Consider the following 26,181-nt stretch of genomic DNA (forward strand, 5'->3'; position numbering starts at 1 on the left):
GACCTCCCCAACCCACCACCTGCACGACGCCGGCCCCGGCCCGACCGGTGTACCGTCCCGTCCGCGCCGGGTCACCCTGATCGGCTCCACCGGATCGATCGGCACCCAGGGGCTGGACGTGATCGCCGCGGCGCCGGACCGCTTCGCAGTCGCCGGGCTGGCCGGCGGCTCCAACACGGGGCTTCTGGCCAGCCAGGCCGTGGCCACCGGCGCCGGCGCCGTCGGCAGCGCGAGCGCCACCACGGACGAGCTCGCCACCGCCATCGCGGCGGCCGCCCGCGCGGCCGGCGTCCGCGCACCCCGCCCGGAGCTGTTCACCGGGCCCACCGCGGCGGCCGAGGTCGCCGCCTGGGAGGGGGCCGACGTCGTGCTCAACGGGATCACCGGCTCCATCGGCCTGGCCCCGACCCTAGCCGCCCTGGAGGCCGGACACCTGCTGGCCCTGGCCAACAAGGAGTCGCTCATCGTGGGCGGGGCCCTGGTCAAGCGGGCCGCGGCACCGGGCCAGCTCGTCCCGGTGGACTCGGAGCACTCGGCCCTGGCCCAGGCCCTGCGCTCCGGCACCGCCGCCGAGGTCCGGAGGCTGGTCCTCACCGCCTCGGGCGGTCCCTTCCGCGGCCGCACCCGGGACCAGCTCGCGTCCGTCACCCCGGCTCAGGCCCTGGCCCACCCCACCTGGGACATGGGCCGGGTCATCACCACCAACTCCGCCTCCCTGGTGAACAAGGCCCTCGAGGTCATCGAGGCGCACCTGCTCTTCGACGTGGACCTGGACGCCATCGACGTGGTGGTCCACCCCCAGTCGATCGTGCACTCCATGGTGGAGTTCACGGACGGCTCCACGATCGCCCAGGCCTCCCCGCCGGACATGCGCCTGCCCATCGCCCTCGGGATCGGCTGGCCGCACCGCGTGCCCGGCGCGGGCCTCGGGGTGGACTGGACCCGGGCGGCGACCTGGACCTTCGAACCCCTCGACGAGGACGCGTTCGGCGCCATCCGGCTCGCCAAGCAGGCGGCGGCGGCCTCCAGCACCCACATGGCCGTCTACAACGCGGCCAACGAGGAGGCCGTGGAGGCCTTCCACTCCGGGCGCATCGGCTTCACGGACATCGAGGACACGATCCGCGCCGCCGTGGAGGACTACGACCCGGCCACCGTCCTGGCCGGCGAGGAGCTGAGCCTGACGGCGCTCGCCGCCGCCGAGGCCTGGGCCCGCGCCGCGGCGCGCTCACGCTGGATGCGGGCGCGGTGAGCATGGAGGTCCTCTGGTTCATCATCGGCGTGGCCGCCGTGGCCCTCGGCATCGCGCTCTCGATCGCCCTGCACGAGATCGGCCACCTGGTCCCCGCCAAGCTCTTCGGGGTGCGCGTCACCCAGTACATGGTGGGCTTCGGCCCCACCGTCTTCTCCCGGAGGCGGGGCGAGACGGAGTACGGGGTGAAGGCCATCCCGCTGGGCGGCTACGTCTCCATGGTGGGCATGTACCCGCCCGAACACCCCGAACAGGGGGAGCGGCCCCGCAGCGCCAGCACCGGCCTGTTCCAGCAGATGGCCACGGATGCCCGCCAGCTCTCCGCCGAGGAGCTGCGCCCGGGCGACGAGCGGCGCATGTTCATCTCGCTGCCGGTGTGGAAGCGGATCATCATCATGCTCGGCGGGCCCTTCATGAACCTACTGATCGCCTTCGTGCTGACCGCCATCCTCGTCACCACCACGGGGGTGGCCACCGCCACGACCACCGTGTCCGAGGTGTTCCGCTGCGTGGTCCCCGCCGCCGTCCAGCAGGAGCGGGCGGCCAGCGGGCTGACGGGCGAGGACGCCTGCGAGCCCTCGGATCCGCCCGCACCGGCCTACGAGGCCGGCCTCGAGCCCGGGGACACCGTCACCGCGTTCAACGGACAGGCCGTGGACGGCTGGGACTCCCTCTCCGGGGCCATCCGCGAGCGCGCCGGCGAGCCCACCGCCATAACGTGGGAACGGGACGGCGCCGAGATGACCGGCACCATCACCCCCGAGCTGACCGAACGACCCGTCACGGACTCCAGCGGCCGGCCGCAGACCAACCCGGACGGCAGTGCCCGGACGGAGGACGTCGGCTTCGTGGGCATGGGCTCGCTGGTCGAGAACGTGCCCCAGCCCGTCACCGCGACCTTCGGCGTCATGGGCCAGCAGCTCCAGGCCACCGCCGAGGTCGTGGTGGTGCTGCCCGTGAAGCTGTGGGAGACCGCCGTCGCCGTCTTCGGCCCGGCCGAGCGCGACCCGAACGGGCCGATGTCCGTGGTCGGCGTGGGCCGCATCGCGGGCGAGGCCGCGGCGCTGGAGGACGTGCCGATCCAGGACAAGGCCTCCCTGCTGCTCTCCCTCGTGGCCGGGGTGAACGTGGCCCTGATGGTGTTCAACCTCATCCCGCTGCTGCCGCTGGACGGTGGGCACGTGGCCGGCGCCCTGTGGGAGTCCATCCGGCGCGGCTGGGCCAAGCTGACCCGGCGGAAGGACCCCGGGGTCTTCGACATCGCGAAGCTGCTGCCGCTGACCTATGTGGTCGGCATCGCACTGCTCGGCATGGGGGTGCTGCTGATCATCGCGGACATCGTGGACCCGATCCGGATCTTCTGACGGCTCCGGTCCTCCGGTCCGTCCCGTCACCGCGGGCCTGGCCGTCGCCGCCCTGCTGGCCCTTCCTGCCCTGACCGGGTGTGAGGGGGCGTCGAGGGAGGGAAGCCTGGCGATCCTGGAGGAGGAGCCGGCAGGTCCGATCCCCGAAGCGGTCGATTCCCACGGCATCCTCGAGCCGGGTTCCGCACGCCACCTCGGAACCGTGGACGGGATCGACTACTACGTCGGCGAAGAGGCCGCCAGCCGCGGCATCGTGTGCCTGGTCCCCGTGCCCCGGGACCAACCGGACGAGAGTGGGGGCGTCGCATGCTCCACGGAGTCGCGCGGCATGATCGTGACCCTCGATGACGTGAACGGCGAGGCCGCCCTCGTGGCGGATGACGCCGACACCGAACCTCTGGCCGAGGAGGGCTGGACCGAGGTGTCGCAGAACCTCTGGGTGCGCTGACTGGCCTACGCTGGCCCCATGGCCGAACCACAGAAGATCTTCGCCGTCCAGTACCACTACGTCCCCGGGCTCTCGGACCAGCGGGACGTCCACCGCGCCGCGCACCGCGAGTTCCTGGTCTCCCTCGGGCCGGCCATGGTGGCCGCGGGCGCCTATGTGGACGACCCGGCCGCGGCCCTGCTGCTGGTGAAGGCCGAGGACTCCGGTTCCGTCCGGGACCTGCTGGACGGCGACCCGTTCAGGCACCACGGGCTGATCGCCACCATCGAGGTCCACGAATGGTCGTGCGCGGTCGGTGACCGCGCGGCCGCGATCCGCGGGGACGGGGCCTGAGCATCGGACGCGCACCCCAGCCCGGCCGTCACCTGAACCGCCGTCACCTGGACCGCCGTCACCTGCTGACCGGGCTCACCGGGGCCGGCGCCCTCGCCGCCCTCGCCGCCTGCACCCCGGCCCCGGACTCCGGCGGGCCGTCCGGCGCGGGCGCGGGGCCGACGTCGGGCACCGCCACACCCAGCCCCACGCCGACCCCCACCCCGACGCCGACCCCCGAACTCCCCGGGGGCGGCACCACGCTCTTCCCGGGGCGCCGGATGGTGGCGCTGTACGGCACCCCCGGGACCGGCTCGCTCGGCCTGCTGGGCGAGCAGGACGTGGATGCCGCGCTGGAACGCGCCGCGGAGCTGGCGGAGCAGTACCAGCCCTTCAGCGAGGAGCCGGTGATCCCGGCCTTCGAGATCATCGCCACCGTGGCCAGCGCCGCACCCGGGCCCACGGGCGACTACACGTCCTACGTGGACGCCGACCAGCTGGCGCAGTGGGTCGAGGCCGCGGGGGAGGCGGACACCTACGTGGTGCTGGACCTGCAGCCCGGGACCGAGGACTTCACGACCCAGGCGAAGGCCTTCGAGGAGCTGCTGGTGCTCCCGCACGTGGGACTGGCACTGGACCCCGAGTGGCGGTTGCAGCCCGGCCAGCGCCACATGGAACAGATCGGCCAGGTCTCGGCGGCGGAGATCAACGAGACCACGCAGTGGCTGGCCGCCCTGGTGGCCGAGCACGACCTCCCGGAGAAGCTCGTGATCCTGCACCAGTTCCAGACCCGGATGATCCCGGACCGCGCCGAGGTGGCCGAACGCGAGGGCCTGGTGGTCATGGTGCACGCCGACGGCAACGGCTCGGCGGAACAAAAGCAGGGGACGTGGCGTTCGCTGAAGCAGGATCTCCCGTCCGGGATGCGCCTGGGATGGAAGAATTTCATCGACGAGGACTCGCCGACCTTCACCCCGGAGCAGACCATGACGGAGGTCTCGCCCCAGCCTTGGTTCGTCTCGTACCAGTAGACTGGGACGGAAGGAACCCCTCCCCGAACCCCTCAGGAGTCCTGAATTGCCTGTCAGCCTCGGCATGCCCGCCGCACCACCGCCCGTCCTGGCCCCGCGCCGTCAGACGAGGCAGCTGCACGTCGGCAGGATCGGGGTCGGCTCGGACCACCAGGTCTCGGTCCAGACCATGACCACCACCAAGACGCATGACATCGGTGCCACGCTGCAGCAGATCGCCGAGCTGACGGCCGCCGGCTGTGACATCGTGCGGGTGGCGTGCCCCACGGACAAGGACGCCGAGGCCCTGCCGATCATCGCGAAGCAGTCCACCATCCCGGTGATCGCGGACATCCACTTCCAGCCCAAGTACGTCTTCGCGGCGATCGAGGCCGGCTGCGGCGCGGTCCGCGTGAACCCGGGCAACATCCGGAAGTTCGACGACCAGGTCAAGGAGATCGCGAAGGCGGCCGCGGACCATGGCACCTCCCTCCGGATCGGGGTCAACGCGGGCTCCCTGCACCCCGACCTGCTGAAGAAGTACGGCAAGGCCACCCCGGAGGCGCTCGTCGAGTCCGCCGTCTGGGAGGCCTCCCTGTTCGAGGAGCACGGCTTCCGTGACTTCAAGATCTCCGTCAAGCACAACGACCCGGTGGTCATGTCCCGGGCCTACGAGCTGCTGGCCGAGCGTGGCGACTGGCCGCTGCACCTCGGGGTGACCGAGGCCGGCCCCGCATTCCAGGGCACCATCAAGTCCGCCACCGCCTTCGGCTACCTGCTGGGCCAGGGCATCGGGGACACCATCCGCGTGTCCCTGTCCGCCCCGCCGGTGGAGGAGGTCAAGGTCGGGCTGCAGATCCTGCAGTCGCTGAACCTGCGCGAGCGCAAGCTGGACATCGTCTCCTGCCCCTCCTGCGGCCGGGCCCAGGTGGATGTCTACTCGCTGGCCGACGAGGTCACCGAGGGCCTGAAGGACCTGACGATCCCGCTGCGCGTGGCCGTCATGGGCTGCGTGGTCAACGGGCCGGGTGAGGCCCGGGAGGCCGACCTCGGGGTGGCCTCCGGCAACGGCAAGGGCCAGATCTTCATCAAGGGCGAGGTGGTCAAGACGGTGCCGGAGGACCAGATCGTGGAGACGCTGCTGGCCGAGGCCCGCCGTATCGCCGCGGAGTCCGGGCTGCAGGAAGGCGGGGAGGGTGCTGATGGCCAGAATCCTGTCCAGGGCGCGCCCGTGGTCACCGTCTCCTGACGATGCCGTCCGCCGGGCCACCGGCGGCGCCGTCCGTGTCCTGAGCCATGCCGACACCACGGCCCTCACCGCGCTGGCCGCCACCGACCCGGTGGCGAACTGCTTCGTGGAGTCCACGCTGGAGAAGGGGCGGGACGCGTCCCCCGTCCGCTCCGGCGGATCCCTGTTCCTGGGCATCTCCGGCGCGGGCTCGCCGGCCACCCTTGGGCGCCCCGGAGCCCTGAAGGCGGCCTGCTGGGTCGGGGCGAACGTGGTGCCGATCGGGGCCGATGCGGAGTCCGGGGCCCTGTTCGGGGTGGCCCTGGCCGCCCTGCACCGCCGCTTCGCCTCCGTCTACGGACCGCGTGAGCCCGTCCTGCACCTGTGGCGGGAGCTGTCCCGGGGCCCTCAGCAGGCCCGCCAGATCCGCGATGACCAGCCGCTGATGGTGCTGCCCGGGGAACCCGCGGTGGAACCCTCGCACCGGGTCCGCCCGGCCCGCCACGACGAGTTCTCGGCGGTGCTTCCCGCCTGCGTGTCCATGTTCGAGGAGGAGCTCGGCTTCTCCCCCCTGCAGAACGGGGCCGTGCAGTACCGGCTGCGCGTGGAGGACCTGATCCGCAACGGCTGGTCCCTGGTGGACCTGGACGAGACCGGACAGGTCCGGTTCAAGGCCGACCTCGGGGTGGTGTCCTCGAACTGCTCACAGATCCAGGGCGTGTGGGTGGCCCCGGAGCACCGGGGCCGCGGACTGGCCGCGCCGGCCGTGGCGGCCGTGGCCGAGCACGCCCGCGGCATCGCCCCCTGGGTGAGCCTCTACGTCAACAGCTTCAACACCGCCGCCCTGCGCACCTACCGGACGGTGGGGTTCGAACAGGTCGGCACCTTCGCCACGGTATTGCTCTGACGGTGACCTATGCTTTTCCTAGCCAGACGGGAACACCGGCAGCATCCACGAGGGGACCAGACATGAACCGCCAGCACCGCCCACTGAAGGCCTCAGCCCTCCCTGCGGCCGCCGGCATCGGCCTGCTCACCCTCACACTGGCCGCGTGCGGCGGCTCTTCCGACGGCGGCGCGGACGCCTCCTCCAGCGCGCCGGCCGCCAGCGAGTCCGCCTCGCCGTCCGGTGCCGATCAGTCCTCGGCCTCGCCCAGCGCGTCCGGCTCGGCCTCGGGGACCGCCGCGGAGGCCGGGGACGTCGAGGCGGCCCTGAAGGCGGTGCTCGGCGACGAGGCCCAGATCGTCTCCGGCACCCAGCTCGAGGAGCTGCAGCAGTCCACCCAGGGGCTGGCCGAGGGCGTCACCATCACCCCGGCCGAGTGCGGCCCGGACGGCCGGGCCGCCGCCACCGGCGAGTTGCCCGAGGGCACACAGATGACCGGCGGCGTGGTGGTGGAGACCACGGAGACCGGGGGCGCGACCTCGGACATGCTCAGCGTCTCCGTGTACCCGGATGAACAGGCGGCCGCCACCGGGATGACGGCCTTCGGCGACTTCGCCGAGGCGTGCCCCAGTTACACCCTGCAGATGGGCGAGGGCCTGACCGCAGAGGCCACCATGACGGTGGAAGACGTCGAGGCCGCCGGGGACGACGCCCTGGCCGTCACCATCGGCACCACCGTGTCCGTGGAGGGGGCCTCCCTGCCGGCCGGTGCCGGCAACAGCACCTCCACCACCGTCTACGTCCAGGACGGCGAGCGCCTGATCAGCTTCGCCGGCACCGCCGCCGGCGGCGAGCCGAAGACCGCGGCCGAGGGCGTGGAGCTCATCGACGCCCTGCGCGCCGAGCTCGACGGCTGACACCCGGCCACGCCACGAACCACCCACTGCGTACCCCCTTTCCCCCCTTCGAACGGAGCCCCGACGTGCCCCTGCGCCTGTCCACCCTGTTTCTGCGCACCCTGCGTGACGATCCGGCCGATGCCGAGGTGGCCAGCCACAAGCTGCTCGTGCGCGCCGGGTACATCCGGCGCTCCGGCCCGGGCGCCTACACCTGGCTTCCGCTGGGCCTGCGGGTGAAGAACCGGGTCGAGGCGATCGTGCGCGAGGAGATGGACGCGATCGGCGGCCAGGAGGTCCAGTTCCCGGCCCTGCTCCCGAAGGAGCCGTACGAGAGAACCGGCCGCTGGGAGGACTACGGGGACTCCCTGTTCCGGGTCCAGGACCGCAAGGGGGCCGACTTCCTGCTGGCCCCCACCCACGAGGAGATGTTCACCCTCCTGGTCAAGGACCACTACTCCTCCTACAAGGACCTGCCGGCATACCTGTACCAGATCCAGACCAAGTTCCGCGACGAGGCACGCCCCCGGGCCGGCCTGCTGCGTGTGCGCGAGTTCATCATGAAGGACTCCTACTCCTTCACGGTGGACGACGCCGGCCTGGACACCGCCTACGCCGACCACCGGGAGGCGTACCTGCGGATCTTCGCCCGGCTGGGCCTTGAAGTCGTCCCCGTGCGGGCGCAGGCCGGTGCCATGGGCGGCTCGCGGTCCGAGGAGTTCCTGCACCCCTCGCCGATCGGCGAGGACACCTTCGTGCAGTCCGACGCCGGCTACCGCGCCAACGTCGAGGCCGTCACCACGGTGCCCCCGGCCGCCCTGGACGAGGCCGCGATCGCGGCCCTGCCGGCCGCCGAGGTCAAGGACACCCCGGACTCCACCACGATCGCTGCCCTCGTGGACGTCGCCAACCAGCTGGCGCCCCGCGGCGACGGCGGCCGGTGGGAGGCCGCGGACACCCTCAAGTGCGTCGTGCTCACCGCCGTGCTGGACGGCGATCAGCGCCGCCAGTTCATCGTGGCCGTCCCCGGCGACCGGGACGTGGACCTCAAGCGCCTCGAGGCCGGCATCGGCGCCCTGCTCGAGGTGCCCGGCGAGCCCGGCGTGGAGCAGGCCACCGAGGCCGACCTCGCCCAGCACCCCTCCCTCGTCAAGGGCTACATCGGCCCGAACAACGGCTCCGGGCTGCCGTTCCTCGTGGACCCGAGGATCGTCGCCGGAACGGCCTGGATCACCGGCGCCAACGCGCAGCAGCAGCACGTCTTCGGCCTGGTGGCCGGCCGCGACTTCTCCGGGGACGGGGTCATCGAGGCCACCGCGGTCCGGGACGGGGATCCGGCCCCGGACGGCTCCGGACCCCTGCACACCCGCCGCGGCATCGAGATGGGCCACATCTTCCAGCTCGGGCGCAAGTACGCCGAGGCCCTCGACCTGAAGGTCCTGGACGAGAACGGCAAGCAGGTCGTGGTGACCATGGGCTCGTACGGCATCGGCGTCACGCGCGCCGTCGCCGCCCTGGCCGAGTCCCACCATGACGAGAAGGGGCTCGTCTGGCCCCGCGCCGTGGCGCCGGCGGATGTCCACGTGGTGGCCACCGGCAAGGGCGAGGAGATCTTCGCCGCCGCCGAGCGGCTCGTGGCCGAGCTCGAGGCCCAGGGACTGACGGTGCTGTACGACGACCGGAAGAAGGTCTCCGCCGGCGTGAAGTTCTCGGACGTCGAGCTCATCGGCATCCCCACGTCCGTGGTGGTCGGCCGCGGCCTCGCCGAGGGCGTCGTCGAGGTCAAGGACCGCGCGAGCGGCGAGGCCACCAGCGTCGAGGTGGACGCGGCGGCCGAGACGGTCGCACGCGCCGTCCGCGCCGGCTGACCGGCCGAGCTGGTGTGACGTGCTGACCGGCCTCGAGGACATCACCCTTGCCACGCTGGCGCTGGTGGTCCTGGCCGGGCTCGCCGCCGGGTGGATCGACGCCGTGGTGGGCGGGGGAGGGCTGCTGCAGCTGCCCGTGCTGCTGATGGTCCCGGGCATCACCCCCGTCCAGGCGCTGGCCACCAACAAGCTGGGGTCCGTCTTCGGGACCACCACGAGCGCCATCACCTACTACCGGCGCGTGCACCCGGACCTGTCCACGGCCCTGCCGATGGCGGTGGTCGCCCTGGTGGGCAGCTTCGGCGGGGCGATCGTGGCGACCCTGCTGCCGGCCGCGGTCATCAAGCCGGTGATCGTCCTGGCCCTGATCGGCGTGGCCGTCTTCACCGCGGCCCGGCCGCAGCTGGGCCGGGACTCCGGGCTGCGCTACTCCGGCCGGCGCCACCTCGCGGTGGCGCTCGTCGTCGGCTTGGTGATCGGCTTCTACGACGGGGTCCTCGGCCCCGGCACCGGCACCTTCCTGGTCATCTCCCTCGTGGCCATCCTGGGCTACACGTTCCTGCAGGGCTCGGCGAAGGCCAAGATCGTCAACCTGTTCACCAACCTCGGGGCCATCGCGTTCTTCCTGCCCTCCGGACACATCCTGCTGGGCCTGGGCCTGGTCCTCGGGGTGGCCAACATGATCGGCGGCTACCTCGGCGCGCGGATGGCGATCCAGCGCGGCTCCGGCTTCATCCGGGTCGTGTTCCTGGTGGTCGTGTTCGTGTTGATCGCCAAGCTCGGCTACGACCTGATCGTTGAATGGGTCTGAATGGGCTTGAATGGACCCCATGAACACCTCGCCTGACACCACCGGACTGGATGCGCTGGTCTCCGCCGCCGTCGACCCCCTCGGACTGCTCCTGGAATCGACCACCGCGGGCGGCGAGCCCGGACAGCGGGTCCTGACAGTCGTCGTCGACCGTTCCGAGGGCACCGCCGGGCTGGACCTGGACGAACTGGCCGAGGCCACCCGGGCCGTCTCCGCCGCCCTGGACGCGGCGGGGGACGACCTGCCCAGCCTCGGCACCGAGCCGTACCAGCTCGAGGTCTCCACCTCGGGGGTCTCCCGGCCGTTGACGGAACCGCGCCACTGGCGCCGGAACGTGGGGCGCCTGGTCGAGGTGCAGATCGAGGCCGACGCCGGGCCCGACGGCGGCGCGGAGCCGGCCGGTGCCGCACCCGGCCCCGCACTGACCGCACGGATCCAGTCGGCGGACGAGGCCGGCGTCGTGCTGGTGCCGGTGCGGCCGGGCGCCAAGAAGGGGATGCCGGCGAAGGTGGGCGAGCCGGAACGCCACCCCTACGACCGTCTGGGCCCGGCCACCGTGCAGGTAGAGTTGACCCGCGGCGGCGCAGGTGCCGCCACCGGAGAAGTGAAGACGGAGGTCTAAGTGGACATCGATATGAGCGCCCTGCGGATGCTGGAGACCGAGCGCGAGATCCCCCTGGACCGTCTCGTCCCCACCATCGAACAGGCCCTGGTGGTGGCCTACCACAAGTCCCCGGGCGCCCTCTCGCGGGCCCGCGCCGAGATCGACCGCAAGTCCGGCCACGTCACCATCTGGGCCACCGAGACGGACGAGGCCGGCCAGGCCGTCGGCGAGTTCGACGACACCCCGCAGGGCTTCGGCCGCATCGCCGCGTCCACCGCCCGGCAGATCATCCTGCAGCGCCTGCGGGACGCGGAGGACGACAACGTCCTGGGTCACTTCAAGGGCCGCGAGGGTGAGATCCTCTCCGGGCTGATCCAGCAGGGCAACAACCCGCACATGATCCAGGTGAACCTGGGCTCCGTGGAGGCCGTGCTGCCGCCGCCGGAGCAGGTCCCGGGCGAGGACTACTCCCACGGGCAGCGGGTGCGCGCCTACGTGGTGGACGTGCACCGCGGTCTCAAGGGCCCCTCGATCACCCTCTCGCGGTCCCACCCGGGGCTCGTCCGCAAGCTCTTCGAGCTGGAGGTCCCCGAGATCGCGGACGGTTCCGTGGAGATCCTGGCCCTGGCCCGCGAGGCCGGGCACCGCACCAAGATGGCGGTCAAGGCCACCAAGCCGGGCATCAACGCCAAGGGCGCCTGCATCGGGGAGATGGGCTCCCGCGTCCGCGCGGTCATGAGCGAGCTGAACGACGAGAAGATCGACATCGTGGACTTCAGCGAGGACCCGGCGAAGTTCATCTCCTCCGCACTCTCCCCGGCGCGCGTCACCTCGGTCGAGATCGTGGACGAGGCCACCCGCTCGGCCCGCGTGGTGGTCCCGCGGGACGTGCTCTCGCTGGCCATCGGCAAGGAGGGGCAGAACGCCCGCCTGGCCGCCAAGCTGACGGGCTGGCGCATCGACATCGCCGGCGGCGACGCCGGCTGAGAAGGACTGGGGTAGACTGAGTGAGGTCCATTTCCCTCTCCTGACGTAAGCAGGCGTGTTCATGCAGGCACACACCCCGGTGCGCACCTGCATCGGATGCCGGGGGAAGGACGACCACACCCAGCTGGTGCGACTGGTGCTGGACGGAGTCACGGGTTCCCGATCCGTGGTCCCCGACTGGCGCCGCCGCATGCCGGGCCGAGGGGCCTGGCTCCATCCGGACGACGCTTGCCTGCAGGCCGCCCTGAAGCGGGGCGCGTTCAACCGGGCCTTCCGAGGCCGCGTGGACGCGACCTCCCTGGCCGGACTGCTGGCCGCGCGACCGGGGGCACCGGCGCCGAAGAACGACAACGAAAGCGGGTCAGAGATCTGATGGAAACCCGATGAGCACCACACGATGAGTGCCCAACGATGAACACCACCCGTCATTACGGTCCGCTTGACACGGCCCGAGGGAGCTGCTGAGGCTTCCCTTGAAGGCCACGACGCGGACCAGAACAGGAGAACCGTGGCCAAGGTCCGCGTCCACGAGCTCGCCAAAGAGCTCGGCATTTCATCCAAAGAGGCCCTGAACAAGCTTCAGGACATGGGCGAATTCGTCCGTTCCGCCTCCTCGACCATCGAACCGCCGGTGGTCAAGAAGCTGCGCTCCGCCTATGCGGACGCCGCCCCGAAGGCAGCCGCCAAGCCGGCCTCGGGGTCCACCGGGAAGCCCGCCGCCGCGCCGGCTCCCGCCCAGCCCGCCGCACCGGCCGCGGAGCAGCCCGCTGCGGAGAAGCCCGCCGCCGCGAAGCCCGCCGCCGCGAAGCCGGGCGCCCAGCCCGCTGCGCCGAAGGCCCCGGCCACGCCCACCGCGCCGAAGGCCCCCACGCCGGGTGCCGCGGCACCGGCCGCTCCTGCCACCCCGGCGGCCCCCGGCCCGGAGACGCCCGCTCAGGACACCCCGGCCAAGCCCGCCGCGGCGAGCCCGGGTGCCCCCACGCCGGCGGCCCCGTCCCGACCGGACGCACCCAAGCCGGGCGGCGCCAAGCCGGCCGCTAGCAAGCCGGCCGCCCCGCGGCCGGGCAACAACCCCTTCACCTCCAAGCAGTCCGCCCCCCGGGCCGACGAGCGCGGCGGCGAACGCCCGGGCGGTCCGCGTCCCGGTGGCCCCCGTCCCGGTGGTCCGCGTCCCGGCAACAACCCGTTCGCGCCCAAGCAGGGCATGCGTTCGGGGCGTCCGGATGCCGGTGAGCGTGCCGGCGGTCCCCGCCCCGGTGGTCCGCGTCCGGCGGCTGCCGGCGCGGGTGCCGGTGCCCCCCGTCCGGGGGGCGCGCGCCCCAGCCCGAACATGATGCCGGGCCACATCAACAAGCCGCAGCCGGCCTCCGCCCGTCCGGGTGCCGGTGGACGCGGCCGTCCCGGCGGCGGTGGCCCCGGTGGCGGCGGTCCTGCCGGCGGCGGCCCGCGCGGAGCCCGCGGCGGTCGCGGCGGCACCCAGGGTGCGTTCGGCCGCGGTGGCGGCCCGCGGGGCAAGCAGCGCAAGTCGAAGCGCGCGAAGCGCCAGGAGATGGAGCAGCAGCGCACGCGCGAGATCGGCGGCGTCCGCGTCCCGCGCGGGGACGGCGAGACCGTCATCCGCCTGCGCCGCGGCTCCTCCCTGTCCGATTTCGGCGAGAAGATCAACGCGGACGCCGCCTCGCTGGTGACCGTGTTGTTCCAGCTCGGTGAGATGGCCAACGCCAACCAGTCCCTGGACGAGGACACCTTCGCGGTGCTCGGCGAGGAGCTGGGCTACCGGATCGAGATCGTCTCCCCGGAGGACGAGGACAAGGAGCTCCTGGAGGGCTTCGACATCGACCTCGACGCCGAGGAGGAGGCCGAGACCGCCGAGGACCTCGAGAAGCGTCCGGCCGTGGTCACCGTCATGGGCCACGTGGACCACGGCAAGACCCGCCTGCTGGACGCCATCCGCTCCACGAAGGTCATCGAGGGCGAGGCCGGTGGCATCACCCAGCACATCGGCGCCTACCAGGTGGACTTCCAGCACGGTGAGGACGACCGCAGCCTGACCTTCATCGACACCCCGGGCCACGAGGCGTTCACCGCCATGCGTGCCCGTGGTGCCAAGGTCACGGACATCGCCGTGCTGGTGGTGGCCGCGGACGACGGCGTCATGCCGCAGACCGTCGAGGCGCTGAACCACGCCCAGGCGGCCGGTGTGCCGATCGTGGTCGCGGTCAACAAGATCGACAAGCCCGAGGCCTCCCCGGACAAGATCCGCGGCCAGCTCGCCGAGTACGGCGTGGTGCCCGAGGAGTACGGCGGCGACACGATGTTCGTGGACGTCTCCGCCCGGAACAACCTGAACATCGACGAGCTGCTCTCGGCCATCCTGCTCACGTCGGATGCCGCGCTGGAGCTCACCGCCAACCCGAACAAGGGCGCCCGCGGTGTGGCCATCGAGGCCAACCTGGACAAGGGCCGCGGCGCCGTGGTGACGGTGCTCGTGCAGTCCGGTACCCTGCGCGTCGGGGACACCATGGTGGTGGGCAACGCCCACGGCCGTGTCCGCGCGATGTTCGACGACGACGGCACCACTGTGACCGAGGCGCCGCCGTCGCGTCCGGTCCAGGTGCTGGGCCTGTCCTCCGTGCCGCGGGCCGGTGACACCTTCCTCGTGACCGAGGACGACCGCACCGCCCGCCAGATCGCCGAGAAGCGTGAGGCCGCGGACCGGAACGCCATGCTGGCCAAGCGCCGCAAGCGGATCTCCCTGGAGAACTTCGACCAGGCCGTGGCCGAGGGCAAGATCGACACCCTCAACCTCATCATCAAGGGCGACGCCTCCGGCGCCGTGGAGGCCCTCGAGGACTCCCTGCTCGAGATCGAGGTCGGCGCCGAGGTGCAGCTGCGCGTCATCCACCGCGGGGTGGGTGCCATCACGCAGAACGACGTCAACCTGGCCACCGTGGACAACGCCATCATCATCGGCTTCAACGTCCGCCCGGCCGAGCGCGTCAACGACCTCGCCGACAAGGAGGGCGTGGACATGCGCTTCTACTCGGTGATCTACGACGCGATCGATGACATCGAGAATGCGCTCAAGGGCATGCTCAAGCCGGAGTACGAGGAGGTCCAGCTGGGCACCGCGGAGGTCCGCGAGGTCTTCCGCTCCTCCAAGTGGGGCAGCATCGCCGGCTCCCTGGTCCGCTCCGGGCTCATCCGCCGCAACGCCTCGGCCCGCCTCGTGCGGGACGGCAACGTGGTGGCGGACAAGCTCAAGATCGAGTCCCTGCGCCGGTTCAAGGACGATGCCACCGAGGTCCGCGAGGGCTACGAGTGCGGTATCGGCCTGGGCAGCTTCAACGACATCAAGGAAGGCGACATCGTCGAGACCTTCGAGATGCAGGAGAAGCCGCGCGTCTGATCCGACGCGACGGTCCGCAGGCAAAGCAGCACAACGAGTAGGAGAGGACTGAGCCCATGGTGGATCAGGCACGCGCGGCCCGGCTGGCCCAGAGGATCAAGGTCCTGGTCGCCGAGGCCCTGCGCAAACGGGTCAAGGACGAGCGGGCCGAGGCCATCACCCTCACCGAGGTGCGGGTGACCAACGACCTGCAGCACGCCACCGTGTACTACACGGTGCTCGGTGACGCCGCCGCGGCGGAGGGGGCCCGGGAGGTCCTGACGGAGAACCACGGTGCCCTCCGGCACGAGGTGGGACGTCAGCTGACCATCCGGCTCGTCCCGACCCTGGAGTTCGTGGCCGACGAGGTCCCCGAGACGGCCGCGCACCTCGAGGAGGTGCTCGCCCAGGCCCGGGAGCGGGACGCCGAGCTGGCCCGGTTGCGTGAGAACGCCACCTTCGCCGGGGACGCGGATCCGTACAGGAAGCCCGACGCCGGCCCGGACGGGGACGAGGACACGGCCCGTTGAGCGGGACCTCCCCACGGACCCCTGGCCGGGAGCTGCCCGAGGGCGCTCCCGGCACCCAGGCCTCCGGCCTGGTGCTCGTGGACAAGCCGGCGGGCCTGACCTCCCACGACGTGGTCGGCAAGGTCCGCCGGCTGGCCGGCACCCGCAAGGTCGGCCACGCCGGCACCCTCGACCCGATGGCCACCGGGCTGCTGGTGGTCGGGTTCAACAAGGCGACCCGGCTGCTCACGGCCATCACCGGCTCGGACAAGACCTACGAGGCGACCATCCGGCTCGGCGTCTCCACCGTGACGGACGACGCCGAGGGCGAGGTCCTGCAGACCCGGCTGGCCAACGCGGTCACCCCGGACCGGGTGACCGCCGCCATCGCGGGCCTCACCGGGGACATCCAGCAGGTCCCCTCGGCCGTCTCCGCCGTCAAGGTGGACGGCCAGCGGGCCTACCAGCGCGTCCGGGCCGGCGAGGACGTGAAGCTGGCGGCCCGCCCCGTCACCATCCGGCGCTTCGAGGTCACCGGGTACCGCCGCGCCGCGGACGGCACCACGGTGGACGTGGACGTCGAGGTCGACTGCACCTCCGGGACGTACATCCGGGCCCTGGCCCGGGACCTGGGGGAGGCGCTCGAGACCGGCGGCCACCTGACCGCCCTGCGGCGCACCGCCGTCGGGCCCTTCTCCGTGGCGGATGCCGTGGGGCTCGAGGACCTCGCGGTCCGCTTCACCGCGACCGAGCTGTCCGCGGCCGCCGCCGGGCTGTTCCCCGTGCGCCGGCTGAGCGCGCACGAGGCCTCCGAGCTGTCCTTCGGCCGGCGGATCCCCGCCACCGGCGCCGAGGGCATGGTGGCCGCGCAGGATCCGGACGGTGCCGTCATCGCCCTCATCTCCGACCAGGCACGCCCGGGGCGGTCCGGGGCGCCGGAGGAGGTCTCGGCCAAGCCGGAGGTCGTCTTCGCCCCCGCCGCCGCCCCCGGAACGGCAGGTGGCGCATGATCGCCGATGCCTGGTTCTGGGCGGGCACCGCGGTCTGCGCGCTCTCCCTGGTGGTGTGCGTGGTGATGACGGTCCTGCGGAGGTTTCCCGACGACCTGTCCATCCTCTCGATCGCCGCCGTCGAGCTGTTCCTGCTCGTCTACGGCGCCGGGGCCCTGGTGCGCGGGGGCGCCCAGCCGGTCCAGGGCGAGCTGTGGGAGTTCTGGGGCTACGTGATCACGGCGCTGATCGTGCCCGTGGTCGCGTTCGTCTGGGCGGTGACGGACAGGACCCGCTGGTCCAACCTCGTGATGGCGGCGGTGGGACCCACCATTTTCGTGATGTTGCACAGGATGCAGGTGATCTGGTTTGGCTGATGTGGCGACCCCGGGGACGACCCGCCAGGTGAAGCGCAACCAGGGGCTCGGCCGCATCCTGGTCATGGTCTACGCGGTCTTCGCGCTGTCCTCCTTCGCGCGGTCGATCTACCAGATCCTCGTGCACTTCGACGAGGCCCCGCTGGCGTACCTGCTCTCCGGGTTCGCCGCCGCGGTCTACATCGTGGCCACGCTGTCCCTGGCCCGCTCGGGGCGGACCGCCTGGTCCGTCTCCCTCGTGGCCGTCGGCATCGAGCTGCTCGGCGTGGTGGGCATCGGCCTGTGGACGGTGCTGGACCCGCAGCTGTTCGCCGATGACACGGTCTGGAGCCGCTTCGGCGCCGGCTACGGCTACATCCCGCTCGTGCTGCCGGTCCTCGGCATGGCCTGGCTGCTGGCGCACCGCCCCGGACGGGCCCCGGTGCAGCCGCACCCGTGATCGGGTGGATAATCGACTGGTGAGCACACGCGAAGGGCGGGAGGGCACTCCGATGCACTATTGGGACGGCCTGACCGCCGTACCCCGTGACCCCGCCCCCTCGGTGGTCACCCTCGGCAACTTCGACGGCGTGCACCGCGGCCACCGCCAGGTCCTGGACCAGGTGGTCTCCACCGCGCGGGCCGCCGGCGCGCTCGCCGTGGCGATCACCTTCGACCCGCATCCCCGCGTGGTGCACCGCCCGAACGACCTCCAGGAGGCCATCACCGGCTACGAGGAGAAGGCCCGGCTGATCGGGGACCGGGGGATCGACGCCATGCTCGTCATCCACTACACCCTCGAGTTCGCCCAGCAGAGCCCCGAGGAGTTCGTGAAGAACGTGATCGTGGACGCCGTCAATGCCCGGGCCGTGGTGGTGGGCCGGGACGTGCGCTTCGGCTTCCGCAACGCCGGGGACTTCGGCACCATGGTCCGGTTGGGCCGGAAGTACGGCTTCGAGGTCATCGACGTGGCGGACTTCGGCGAGGACCGCCGCTGCTCCTCCACGTGGATCCGCGAGTCCCTGCGGGAGGGCGACGTCCGCGCGGCGGCCGGCGTCCTGGGCCGCCGGCACCGCGTGCACGGGGAGGTGGTCCACGGTTTCGCGCGTGGCCGCGAGCTCGGTTTCCCCACCGCCAACCTCTCGGACGAGGTCCAGGGCATGATCCCCGCCGACGGCGTCTACGCCGGCTGGCTGCACGACGAGTCGGGTCGCCGGTGGCCCGTGGCGATCTCCGTGGGCTCCAACCCGACCTTCGACGGCGTCTCCCGCGTGGTGGAGGCCCACGTGATCGACCGGCCCCACGAGCAGGTCGAGGACTTCGACCTCTACGGGCAGTTCGTGACGGTGGAGTTCGTGGACCGGCTCCGCGGCATGGTGGCGTTCGAGGGCGTCCCCAAGCTGATCGAGCAGATGAGCCAGGACGTGGACCGCACCCGAGAGGTGCTGGCAGCCGTTCCGGCCGACCCCCACCGGTGAGCCGCCCGGACCCGCCCGTCCCGCCCCGCCCCGCCGGCGACCCCCGGCTGGACGAGGCCTCCCGGCGCACCCTCGGCGCCGCCTTCCAGGCCGGCGGAGAGCACTACCACGCGGTGCGCCCCACCTATCCGGAGCAGATCGTCGATTTCATGGTCCCCGCGGGCGCCCGCACCGCCGTGGACCTCGGCGCCGGGACCGGGCTCTTCACGCGCCTGCTGGCCGCACGCGGCCTGGAGGTGACCGCCGTCGACCCCTCGGCCTCCATGCTGGGACCGCTGCGGCGAGCGGTGCCCACCGCCACCGCGGTGCAGGCCCGCGCGGAGCGGACCGGACTGCCGGGCGGCGGCTTCGACCTGGCCACGAGCGCCCAGGCCTGGCACTGGATCGACCCCCACGCCGGCTCGGCGGAGGCCGTCCGGCTGCTGCGGCCCGGGGGCACGCTGGCCCTGGTGTGGAACCAGCTGGACACCACGGTACCGTGGGTGCACCGGCTCACCCGGATCATGCACGCCGGGGACGTCCACGCCGCGGACCCGGACCGGCGGCGCACCCGGGCGCCCTTCGGCGCGGAGGAGCACCACCAGGTGCGCTGGACGGATCGCACGACGCCGGCCGGTCTCCACGCGCTGATGGCCTCGCGGTCGTACTGGCTCCGGTCGCCAGCGGCCATCCGGACGAGGATGACCACGAACCTGGACTGGTACCTGTTGGAGCACCTCGGGTTCTCCGCCGGCGAGCCGATCGAGCTGCCGTACCTGACGTTCGCGGTGCGGGCCGCTCTGGTAGACTGATGCGCTGGTGCCCGCTGTAGTCCGCGGTGGCGGGGTCACCGTTCATGATCGCGGCACAACTCTTCGACAAGGAGTTCGCGTGGCACTCGACCCCGCCGTCAAGCAGGACATCATCAAGGAATACGCCACCCACGAGGGCGACACCGGTTCCCCGGAAGTGCAGATCGCTGTGCTGTCCCGTCGCATCTCGGACCTGACGGAACACCTGAAGTCCCACAAGCACGACCACCACACCCGCCGCGGCCTGATGGCCATGGTCGGTCGCCGTCGTCGCATGCTCGGCTACCTGGCCAAGACCGACATCGGCCGCTACCGCGCGCTGATCGAGCGTCTCGGCCTGCGCAAGTAGCGTCCTGACTTCAGGCGGCGTCCCGGTGTGGGGGTTTTCCCATTCGGGTCGCCGCCTCTAGTCTTGTCTGGGGGCAGGCACCATATGTGCCCGGCCCCGTCATCAACCACCACGCCCCGAGCCCGAATCCATTCGCGGTCCTCGACAGTGGCTTCCGGAATCCTCCAGACCGCAGCGTCCGGGCGTCCGGGGGCTTCGATCGAAGACCGGGTGGTGACGTGCCGGGCGAGACGAAAGGACACCCACCCATGGAGGGTCCCGAGATCAAGTTCGCCGAAGCCGTCATCGACAACGGCACCTACGGCCAGCGCGTCGTGCGCTTCGAGACGGGCCGCCTGGCCCAGCAGGCCGCCGGCGCGGCCATGGTCTACATCGACGAGGAGACCTCGATGCTGTCGGCCACGACCGTCGGCAAGTCCCCGCGGGAGGGCTTCGACTTCTTCCCGCTGACCGTGGACGTCGAGGAGCGCATGTACGCCGCCGGCCGCATCCCCGGCTCCTTCTTCCGCCGTGAGGGCCGCCCGTCCACGGACGCCGTCCTCACCTGCCGCCTGATCGACCGCCCGCTGCGCCCGGCCTTCACCAAGGGCATCCGCAACGAGGTCCAGGTGGTCATCACCGTCACCTCGATCGCCCCGGACGAGGTCTACGACACGGTGGCCATCAACGCCGCCTCCATGTCGACCCAGCTCTCCGGCCTGCCCTTCTCCGGCCCGATCGGCGGCGTGCGCGTGGCCCTGATCGACGACGGCGCCGGCAACCGCCAGTGGGTGGCCTTCCCGAAGTACTCCCAGCTGAAGAACGCCGTGTTCAACATGGCCGTGGCCGGCCGCGTGGCCGGTGACGACATCGCCGTGATGATGGTGGAGGCCGAGGCCACCCCCGATTCCTGGAGCCTCATCAAGGAACAGGGCGCCACCGCCCCGACCGAGGAGATCGTGGCCGAAGGCCTCGAGGCCGCCAAGCCGTTCATCAAGGCCCTGTGCGAGGCCCAGGCCGACCTGGCCCAGCGCGCCGCCAAGGCGCCGATCGAGGTGCCGATCTTCAAGGACTACGAGGACGACGTCTACGAGTCCGTGGAGCAGTTCGCCGGCGCCCGCCTGCAGGAGATCTACTCGATCGCCGACAAGCAGGAGCGCCAGAACGCCGACGACGCCTACCGCGCCGAGGTCCTCGAGGCCCTGGCCGGGGAGGGCACCCAGTTCGAGGAGCGCCGCGGCGAGGTCTCCAAGGCCTACGGGGCCGCCACCAAGAAGGCGGTGCGCCAGTCGATCCTGACCAGCCAGGTCCGCATCGACGGCCGCGGCCTGACGGACATCCGCAAGCTGACCGCTGAGGTGGAGGTCCTGCCGCGCGTGCACGGCTCCGCCATCTTCGAGCGCGGCGAGACCCAGATCATGGGTGTCACCACGCTGAACATGCTCAAGATGGAACAGCAGATCGACTCGCTGGCCCCGGAGACGCACAAGCGCTACCTGCACCACTACAACTTCCCGCCGTACTCCGTCGGCGAGACCGGTCGCGTGGGCTCCCCGAAGCGCCGCGAGATCGGCCACGGCGCCCTCGCCGAGCGGGCCATGGTGCCGGTGCTGCCGTCCCGCGAGGAGTTCCCCTACGCGATCCGTCAGGTCTCCGAGGCCCTCGGCTCCAACGGCTCCACCTCGATGGGTTCGGTCTGCGCCTCGACCCTGTCCCTGCTCAACGCCGGCGTGCCGCTGAAGGCCCCTGTGGCCGGCATCGCCATGGGCCTGGTCTCGGACACCGTGGACGGCCAGACCCGCTACGCGGCGCTGACGGACATCCTGGGTGCCGAGGACGCGTTCGGTGACATGGACTTCAAGGTGGCCGGCACCTCCGAGTTCGTCACCGCGATCCAGCTGGACACCAAGCTCGACGGCATCCCGGCCTCCGTGCTGGCCGCCGCGCTGACCCAGGCCCGTGAGGCCCGCCTGCACATCCTGGGTGTCCTGAATGCCGCGATCGACGCCCCGGACGAGATGAGCGAGTTCGCCCCGCGGATCATCGCCGTGAAGATCCCCGTGGACAAGATCGGTGCGGTCATCGGCCCGAAGGGCGCCATGATCAACCAGATCCAGGACGACACGGGTGCGGACATCTCCATTGAGGACGACGGCACCGTGCTGATCGGAGCCACCGAGGGCTCGTCCGCCGAGGCGGCCCGGTCCATGATCAACGCCATCGCCAACCCGCAGGTCCCCGAGGTCGGTGAGCGTTACCTCGGCACCGTGGTGAAGCTGACCACCTTCGGTGCGTTCGTGTCCCTCACCCCGGGCAAGGACGGCCTGCTGCACATCTCCGAGCTGCGCAAGATCAACGACGGCAAGCGCGTCGAGGACGTCGAGGACGTCGTCGGCGTCGGCCAGAAGATCCAGGTCGAGATCACCAAGATCGACGACCGCGGCAAGCTGTCCCTGGCCCCCGTGGTCGAGGGCGGCGAGGCCGGGGATTCAGAGGGTGCGGCCGAGTCCGAGGGCTCCGACGCCGAGGGTTCCGAGGAGAACTGATCTCCCGATAGCAGGACCCCCGCGCTGTGGTTCGCAGCGTCTTCAGGGCCCACCGCCTGTAGCCGATGGCCCGCACGTCACGTGCGGGCCATCGGCCGTTGAAGACCGCCGTGGGGGAGATCCGCAGCAGGGGCCGGGCTGCTGCCCCGGTTTAATGGACGGGGTGAACTCTGCCTCGTCCTCGTCCTCGTCCTCGTCCTCGTCCACCGTGCGCCCGCCGGCCGCGCCGCCCGGCGCAGGCCGGTCCGCGGAGGTGAGGGATCGACGTCGGCCCCGGCGGCCGGCGCTGGCCGCGGCGGCCGTGGCGACGGTGGGCCTGGGCTTGGGAGTGCGGTCCCTGGCCGAGGGGGCCTGGACCGGCCCGACTGGCGATGCCCTGTACGCGGTGCTGGTCTACCTGATCGTGGCGTGGTGCGCTCCGCGGAGGGCGCCCAGGGTGGTGACCGGCGTGGCCGTGGTGCTGTGCTGGCTCATCGAGCTGTTCCAGCTGACCGGACTGCCCCTGGCGCTGGCGGAGGAGTGGTGGCCGGCGCGGTTGGTCCTCGGCACGGGCTTCGCGTGGGTGGACCTGCTGTCCTATGCCGCCGGCGGAGCCGTGGCCGGTGCCGTCGATGCGCTGCTGGGACGGCGGCTCCGCGTGCGCTGATTCCTGCACTCCGTCTCGAGTGGACGATTCCTGCACAGGTCGCCGGTGACGGCCCGTCATCCACCGTCGCGAGGTCTGGAGCCCATCGTGTCCGTGGCGGCCCCTAGAGTAGTACACATGTTCGATGAATCGATGTGGATGGAGCGGCCGGCCGCAGCTCGGGCTGAGCCGCCGGAGCCGCCGGGGCCGCCTGAGCGGCAGACGCCAGGTGTCTGCGCCGGAGTGGTGCCCGCGGGTCAGTCCTGACCAGGCAGGGGCCGGCCGTCACCGTCACCTTCAGGTCGGCTGCCTGAAGTCGCGTCCGGGACGCGCCGCCGGGACGCGTGCATGCCTGACGGGCCCAGGGCGCGGCGCTGGTAGTTTCGGAATCATGACCCCCACCTTCCCCATCCCCGCCGACTTCACCGGAACCATCCAAGAGGCGGGCCACGGTTCCGTGGTCAGGCGCTCGGTCCTGCCGGGCGGTGTCAGGGTGCTCACGGAGTCGATGCCGGACCAGCGCTCGGTCACCATCGGATTCTGGGTCGCCGTGGGCTCGCGGGACGAGGCGGAGGGCGGGTTCGGCTCCACCCACTTCCTGGAGCACCTGTTGTTCAAGGGCACCCCGCGCCGTTCGGCCATGGACATCGCCACGGCGTTCGACCGGGTGGGGGGCGAGTCCAACGCCTCCACGGCCAAGGAGTCCACGTGCTACCACGCGCGGGTGCTGGACACCGACCTGCCCATGGCCATCGACGTCATCACGGACATGGTCACCTCGGCGCTGATCGACGCCGAGGAGCTGGAGACCGAGCGCGGCGTCATCCTCGAGGAGCTGGCCATGGACGCCGACGACCCGATCGACACCGCCCACGAGGCCCTCGCCGCCAAGCTGCTGGACGGCCACCCCCTGGGCCGGCCGATCGGCGGCACCCCGGAGGCGATCCACGCCGTGACCCGTGACCGGGTACTGGATCACTACCGCCACTGGTACCGCCCGGACGAGCTCGTGGTGACCGCGGCCGGCGGCCTGGACCACGACCAGGTGTGCCGGCTCGTGCTTCAGGCTCTGGAGCGCTCGGGGTGGGACCTCCCCGAGTCGGCCGCGCCGGCTCCGCGGCGCAGCCACGTCTATGCCGGGGCCGGGATCGCCGAGGGCGTGCACCGGATCGCCCGTCCGGTGGAACAGTCATCCGTGCTCGTGGGCGGGCGCTCGATGCACACGCTGGACCCGGCCCGCTTCGCGCTGGCCGTGATGAACTCCGCCCTGGGCGGGGGGATGAGCTCGCGGCTGTTCCAGGAGGTCCGCGAGAAGCGGGGACTGGCCTACAACACCTACTCGTTCCACGCCGGCTACTCGGACGCCGGCTACTTCGGCCTGTACGCGGGGTGCTCACCGCAGAAGGCCACCGCGGTGGCGGACCTCATGGTCGCCGAACTCGAACGACTCGCCGAGCACGGCATGACGGCGGAGGAACTGGACCGGGCCCGCGGGCAGCTTTCCGGCGGCACCGTCCTGGGCCTCGAGGACACCGGTTCCCGGATGTCCCGGCTCGGGCGGGCCGAACTGGTGACGGGGGAGTTCGTGGACCTGGACGGCGCGCTCGAGCGCCTGCACTCCGTGACGGCGGACCACGTGCAGGTCGTGGCCCGCCGGATGGCGGACTCGCCCCGGGCCACGGTGGTCGTCGGCCCCGGGGGCTGAGGCGACACGGCGTGTTGGACCCGATTTGCTTGACTCGGAGTGATGCGTGCAACAGTCTGGACGACATCGGTCCGCCAGGGGTCGAGCTGGTGCCCGGGGGGTCGGGCACCGCACCGTGATGAGAGGGACCGGAACGCCACCATGGATCAACTGCAAGTCGTGCTGGACAACATCGGCTCGTTCGTCTGGGGGCCGTTCTTCCTCATCCCGTTGCTGCTGGGCACCGGCCTCTACCTGACGATCCGGCTGGGCTTCCTGCAGTTCCACAAGCTCTTCCCGGCCCTGAACCTCGGCATCATCCGCCGCCGGGACTCGGACTCCGAGGGCGACATCTCCCAGTTCCAGGCCCTGACCACCGCCCTGGCCGCGACCGTCGGCACCGGCAACATCGTGGGCGTGGCCACCGCCATCGGCATCGGCGGGCCCGGAGCCCTGTTCTGGATGTGGGTCACCGGACTGCTCGGCATGGCCTCCAAGTACTCGGAGGCCTACCTCGGGGTCCGCTTCCGCACCACGGACGAGGCCGGCGACAAGTCCGGCGGACCCCAGTACTACCTGCAGAAGGCCATCAGGGGGCCCGTCGGCAAGATCTTGGCTCTCTCCTTCGCCGTCTTCGCCTTCCTGGCGTCCTTCGGCATCGGCAACATGACCCAGGGCAACTCCATCGCCGCCAACGTGGAGGGCTCCTGGAACGTCGCCCCGTGGGTCACCGGCATCATCCTGACCGTGATGACCCTGCTGGTCCTGGTGGGCGGCATCAAGTCCATCGGCAAGGTCACCGCCGGATTCGTCCCCGTGATGATCGTCTTCTACGTGGCCGCGTCGCTCTACATCCTCATCGCCAACATCGTCGACATCCCCGCCGCCTTCGCCCTGATCTTCACCGATGCCTTCACCGGCACCGCCGCCGTGGGCGGCTTCACCGGATCCATCCTCATCATCGCCATCCAGTACGGCGTGGCACGCGGCATGTTCTCCAATGAATCCGGACTGGGCTCTGCGGCCATCGCGGCCGCCGCGGCGCAGACCTCCCACCCGGTCCGTCAGGGACTGGTGTCCATGACACAGACCTTCATCGACACCCTGATCGTGGTGACGTGCACGGGACTGGTCATCATCACCACCGGCGCCTGGAACGTCATCGACGAGGCGACCGGCGAGCAGATCTCGGCCGCGCTGATGACCGGCGAGGCCTTCTCCCACGGACTGCCCGGTGAATGGGGCCACTGGATCGTCACCGTCGGCCTGATCATGTTCGCGTTCTCCACGATCCTCGGGTGGTCGTACTACGGCGAGCGCAACGTGGAGCGCCTCTTCGGCCAGCGCCTGGTGATGCCGTACCGGGTGGTCTTCTCGATCGTGGTGTTCATCGGCTGCACCGTGCCACTGTCCATCGTCTGGAGCTTCTCCGACATCATGAACGGCCTGATGGCCCTGCCGAACCTCATCGGCCTCCTGATCCTCTCCGGCCTGATCGCCCGCGAGACGAAGCACTACCTGAAGCACGATCCGAAGCTGGTGGCCAGCACCTCCGAGATCGAGGCCTTCATGGTGGACCGGCCGGGCTGGGCGGACTGGAAGTCCGGCAACGTCGTGGGTTCCTCCCGCGCGCACACGGGCCGCGCGCCGGTGCAGTCCGCCAGGAACGCGGATTAGCGCATCGTCATGGTCCGAAATGCGTTCAGGATCAGGTGGCAAGCCTTTCATCATTTCGGATACTGAGCGGTAGGTAAAGGCTCCGGCCCCGGCGGTAGATCACTGAAAAGATGGTCTGCCGCCGGGGCCCTTTCCTGCTTACAG

At 71.4% G+C, this 26,181-nt stretch carries 25 protein-coding genes; all 25 read left to right on the top strand.

All coding sequences use genetic code 11. The features are described from left to right. Positions 1-19: 19 nt before the first annotated feature. The 25 genes from dxr to RE421_RS08295 all read left to right on the top strand — a co-directional run bounded on the left by dxr (position 20) and on the right by RE421_RS08295 (position 26,037). Entirely contained in the window at positions 20-1,252 is a 1,233-nt protein-coding gene (gene dxr / locus RE421_RS08175; RefSeq protein ID WP_309817211.1) for a 1-deoxy-D-xylulose-5-phosphate reductoisomerase, read from the top strand. 2 nt (positions 1,253-1,254) lie between these two features. Further along, positions 1,255-2,616 (top strand): site-2 protease family protein, encoded by a 1,362-nt coding sequence (locus tag RE421_RS08180; RefSeq protein ID WP_309817215.1) that lies wholly within the window; start codon positions 1,255-1,257, stop codon positions 2,614-2,616. A gap of 202 nt (positions 2,617-2,818) precedes the next feature. After that, on the top strand, positions 2,819-3,064 hold the full coding sequence (locus tag RE421_RS08185; RefSeq protein ID WP_309808613.1) for a hypothetical protein: 246 nt from the start codon (positions 2,819-2,821) through the stop codon (positions 3,062-3,064). Positions 3,065-3,082: 18 nt separating this feature from the next. Further along, a complete protein-coding gene (locus RE421_RS08190) occupies positions 3,083-3,397 on the top strand; it encodes a YciI family protein (RefSeq protein WP_309808615.1) in 315 nt (104 codons plus the stop codon). Positions 3,398-3,657: 260 nt separating this feature from the next. Beyond that, entirely contained in the window at positions 3,658-4,407 is a 750-nt protein-coding gene (locus RE421_RS08195) for a hypothetical protein (protein WP_309808617.1), read from the top strand. Positions 4,408-4,471: 64 nt separating this feature from the next. After that, positions 4,472-5,635, top strand: coding sequence for a flavodoxin-dependent (E)-4-hydroxy-3-methylbut-2-enyl-diphosphate synthase (gene ispG, locus RE421_RS08200; protein WP_309808619.1), 1,164 nt, complete (start codon positions 4,472-4,474; stop codon positions 5,633-5,635). Continuing rightward, entirely contained in the window at positions 5,589-6,521 is a 933-nt protein-coding gene (locus tag RE421_RS08205; RefSeq protein ID WP_309808621.1) for a GNAT family N-acetyltransferase, read from the top strand. Before ispG ends, RE421_RS08205 begins: the two co-directional genes overlap by 47 nt. 62 nt (positions 6,522-6,583) lie before the next feature. Then, the gene (locus RE421_RS08210; protein ID WP_309808623.1) at positions 6,584-7,417 is read left to right on the top strand and encodes a hypothetical protein; all 834 of its coding nucleotides are present in this window, start codon (positions 6,584-6,586) and stop codon (positions 7,415-7,417) included. Positions 7,418-7,482: 65 nt separating this feature from the next. Then, the gene (locus RE421_RS08215; protein ID WP_309808624.1) at positions 7,483-9,264 is read left to right on the top strand and encodes a proline--tRNA ligase; all 1,782 of its coding nucleotides are present in this window, start codon (positions 7,483-7,485) and stop codon (positions 9,262-9,264) included. 19 nt (positions 9,265-9,283) lie between these two features. Next, the gene (locus tag RE421_RS08220; protein ID WP_309808625.1) at positions 9,284-10,075 is read left to right on the top strand and encodes a TSUP family transporter; all 792 of its coding nucleotides are present in this window, start codon (positions 9,284-9,286) and stop codon (positions 10,073-10,075) included. A gap of 19 nt (positions 10,076-10,094) precedes the next feature. Further along, on the top strand, positions 10,095-10,697 hold the full coding sequence (rimP, locus tag RE421_RS08225) for a ribosome assembly cofactor RimP (RefSeq protein ID WP_309808627.1): 603 nt from the start codon (positions 10,095-10,097) through the stop codon (positions 10,695-10,697). Next, entirely contained in the window at positions 10,698-11,666 is a 969-nt protein-coding gene (gene nusA, locus RE421_RS08230) for a transcription termination factor NusA (protein ID WP_309808630.1), read from the top strand. It abuts the gene before it with no gap. 61 nt (positions 11,667-11,727) lie between these two features. Further along, entirely contained in the window at positions 11,728-12,039 is a 312-nt protein-coding gene (locus RE421_RS08235; protein WP_309808633.1) for a YlxR family protein, read from the top strand. Between the two features lie 135 nt (positions 12,040-12,174). Next, positions 12,175-15,075, top strand: a complete 2,901-nt coding sequence (infB, locus tag RE421_RS08240; RefSeq protein ID WP_309808636.1) for a translation initiation factor IF-2 — start codon at positions 12,175-12,177, stop codon at positions 15,073-15,075. Between the two features lie 56 nt (positions 15,076-15,131). Beyond that, positions 15,132-15,584: a 30S ribosome-binding factor RbfA gene (gene rbfA, locus RE421_RS08245; RefSeq protein ID WP_309808639.1), complete on the top strand. Its 453-nt coding sequence runs from the start codon at positions 15,132-15,134 to the stop codon at positions 15,582-15,584. Positions 15,585-15,616: 32 nt separating this feature from the next. Beyond that, a complete protein-coding gene (gene truB, locus RE421_RS08250) occupies positions 15,617-16,573 on the top strand; it encodes a tRNA pseudouridine(55) synthase TruB (protein WP_309817218.1) in 957 nt (318 codons plus the stop codon). Continuing rightward, on the top strand, positions 16,570-16,929 hold the full coding sequence (locus RE421_RS08255; RefSeq protein ID WP_309808642.1) for a hypothetical protein: 360 nt from the start codon (positions 16,570-16,572) through the stop codon (positions 16,927-16,929). The genes truB and RE421_RS08255 overlap by 4 nt, the downstream gene beginning before the upstream one ends. 64 nt (positions 16,930-16,993) lie before the next feature. Next, a complete protein-coding gene (locus RE421_RS08260) occupies positions 16,994-17,368 on the top strand; it encodes a hypothetical protein (protein WP_309817221.1) in 375 nt (124 codons plus the stop codon). Positions 17,369-17,420: 52 nt separating this feature from the next. After that, positions 17,421-18,386, top strand: a complete 966-nt coding sequence (locus RE421_RS08265; protein WP_309817224.1) for a bifunctional riboflavin kinase/FAD synthetase — start codon at positions 17,421-17,423, stop codon at positions 18,384-18,386. Beyond that, entirely contained in the window at positions 18,383-19,177 is a 795-nt protein-coding gene (locus tag RE421_RS08270; protein ID WP_309808645.1) for a class I SAM-dependent methyltransferase, read from the top strand. The genes RE421_RS08265 and RE421_RS08270 overlap by 4 nt, the downstream gene beginning before the upstream one ends. 79 nt (positions 19,178-19,256) lie before the next feature. Continuing rightward, positions 19,257-19,526 carry a 30S ribosomal protein S15 gene (gene rpsO / locus RE421_RS08275; protein WP_309808647.1) on the top strand — a complete coding sequence of 90 codons (270 nt, stop codon included), beginning with the start codon at positions 19,257-19,259 and terminating at the stop codon, positions 19,524-19,526. Between the two features lie 248 nt (positions 19,527-19,774). Next, entirely contained in the window at positions 19,775-22,051 is a 2,277-nt protein-coding gene (locus RE421_RS08280) for a polyribonucleotide nucleotidyltransferase (RefSeq protein WP_309808649.1), read from the top strand. A 163-nt stretch (positions 22,052-22,214) separates the two neighbouring features. Then, positions 22,215-22,697 carry a DUF2809 domain-containing protein gene (locus RE421_RS08285; protein ID WP_309808651.1) on the top strand — a complete coding sequence of 161 codons (483 nt, stop codon included), beginning with the start codon at positions 22,215-22,217 and terminating at the stop codon, positions 22,695-22,697. 370 nt (positions 22,698-23,067) lie between these two features. Then, positions 23,068-24,381 carry a pitrilysin family protein gene (locus RE421_RS08290; protein ID WP_309808653.1) on the top strand — a complete coding sequence of 438 codons (1,314 nt, stop codon included), beginning with the start codon at positions 23,068-23,070 and terminating at the stop codon, positions 24,379-24,381. A gap of 141 nt (positions 24,382-24,522) precedes the next feature. After that, the gene (locus RE421_RS08295; RefSeq protein WP_309808655.1) at positions 24,523-26,037 is read left to right on the top strand and encodes a sodium:alanine symporter family protein; all 1,515 of its coding nucleotides are present in this window, start codon (positions 24,523-24,525) and stop codon (positions 26,035-26,037) included. Positions 26,038-26,181: the final 144 nt, after the last annotated feature.

This window comes from Citricoccus sp. I39-566, from assembly GCF_031432995.1.
Taxonomy (GTDB): domain Bacteria; phylum Actinomycetota; class Actinomycetes; order Actinomycetales; family Micrococcaceae; genus Citricoccus; species Citricoccus nitrophenolicus_A.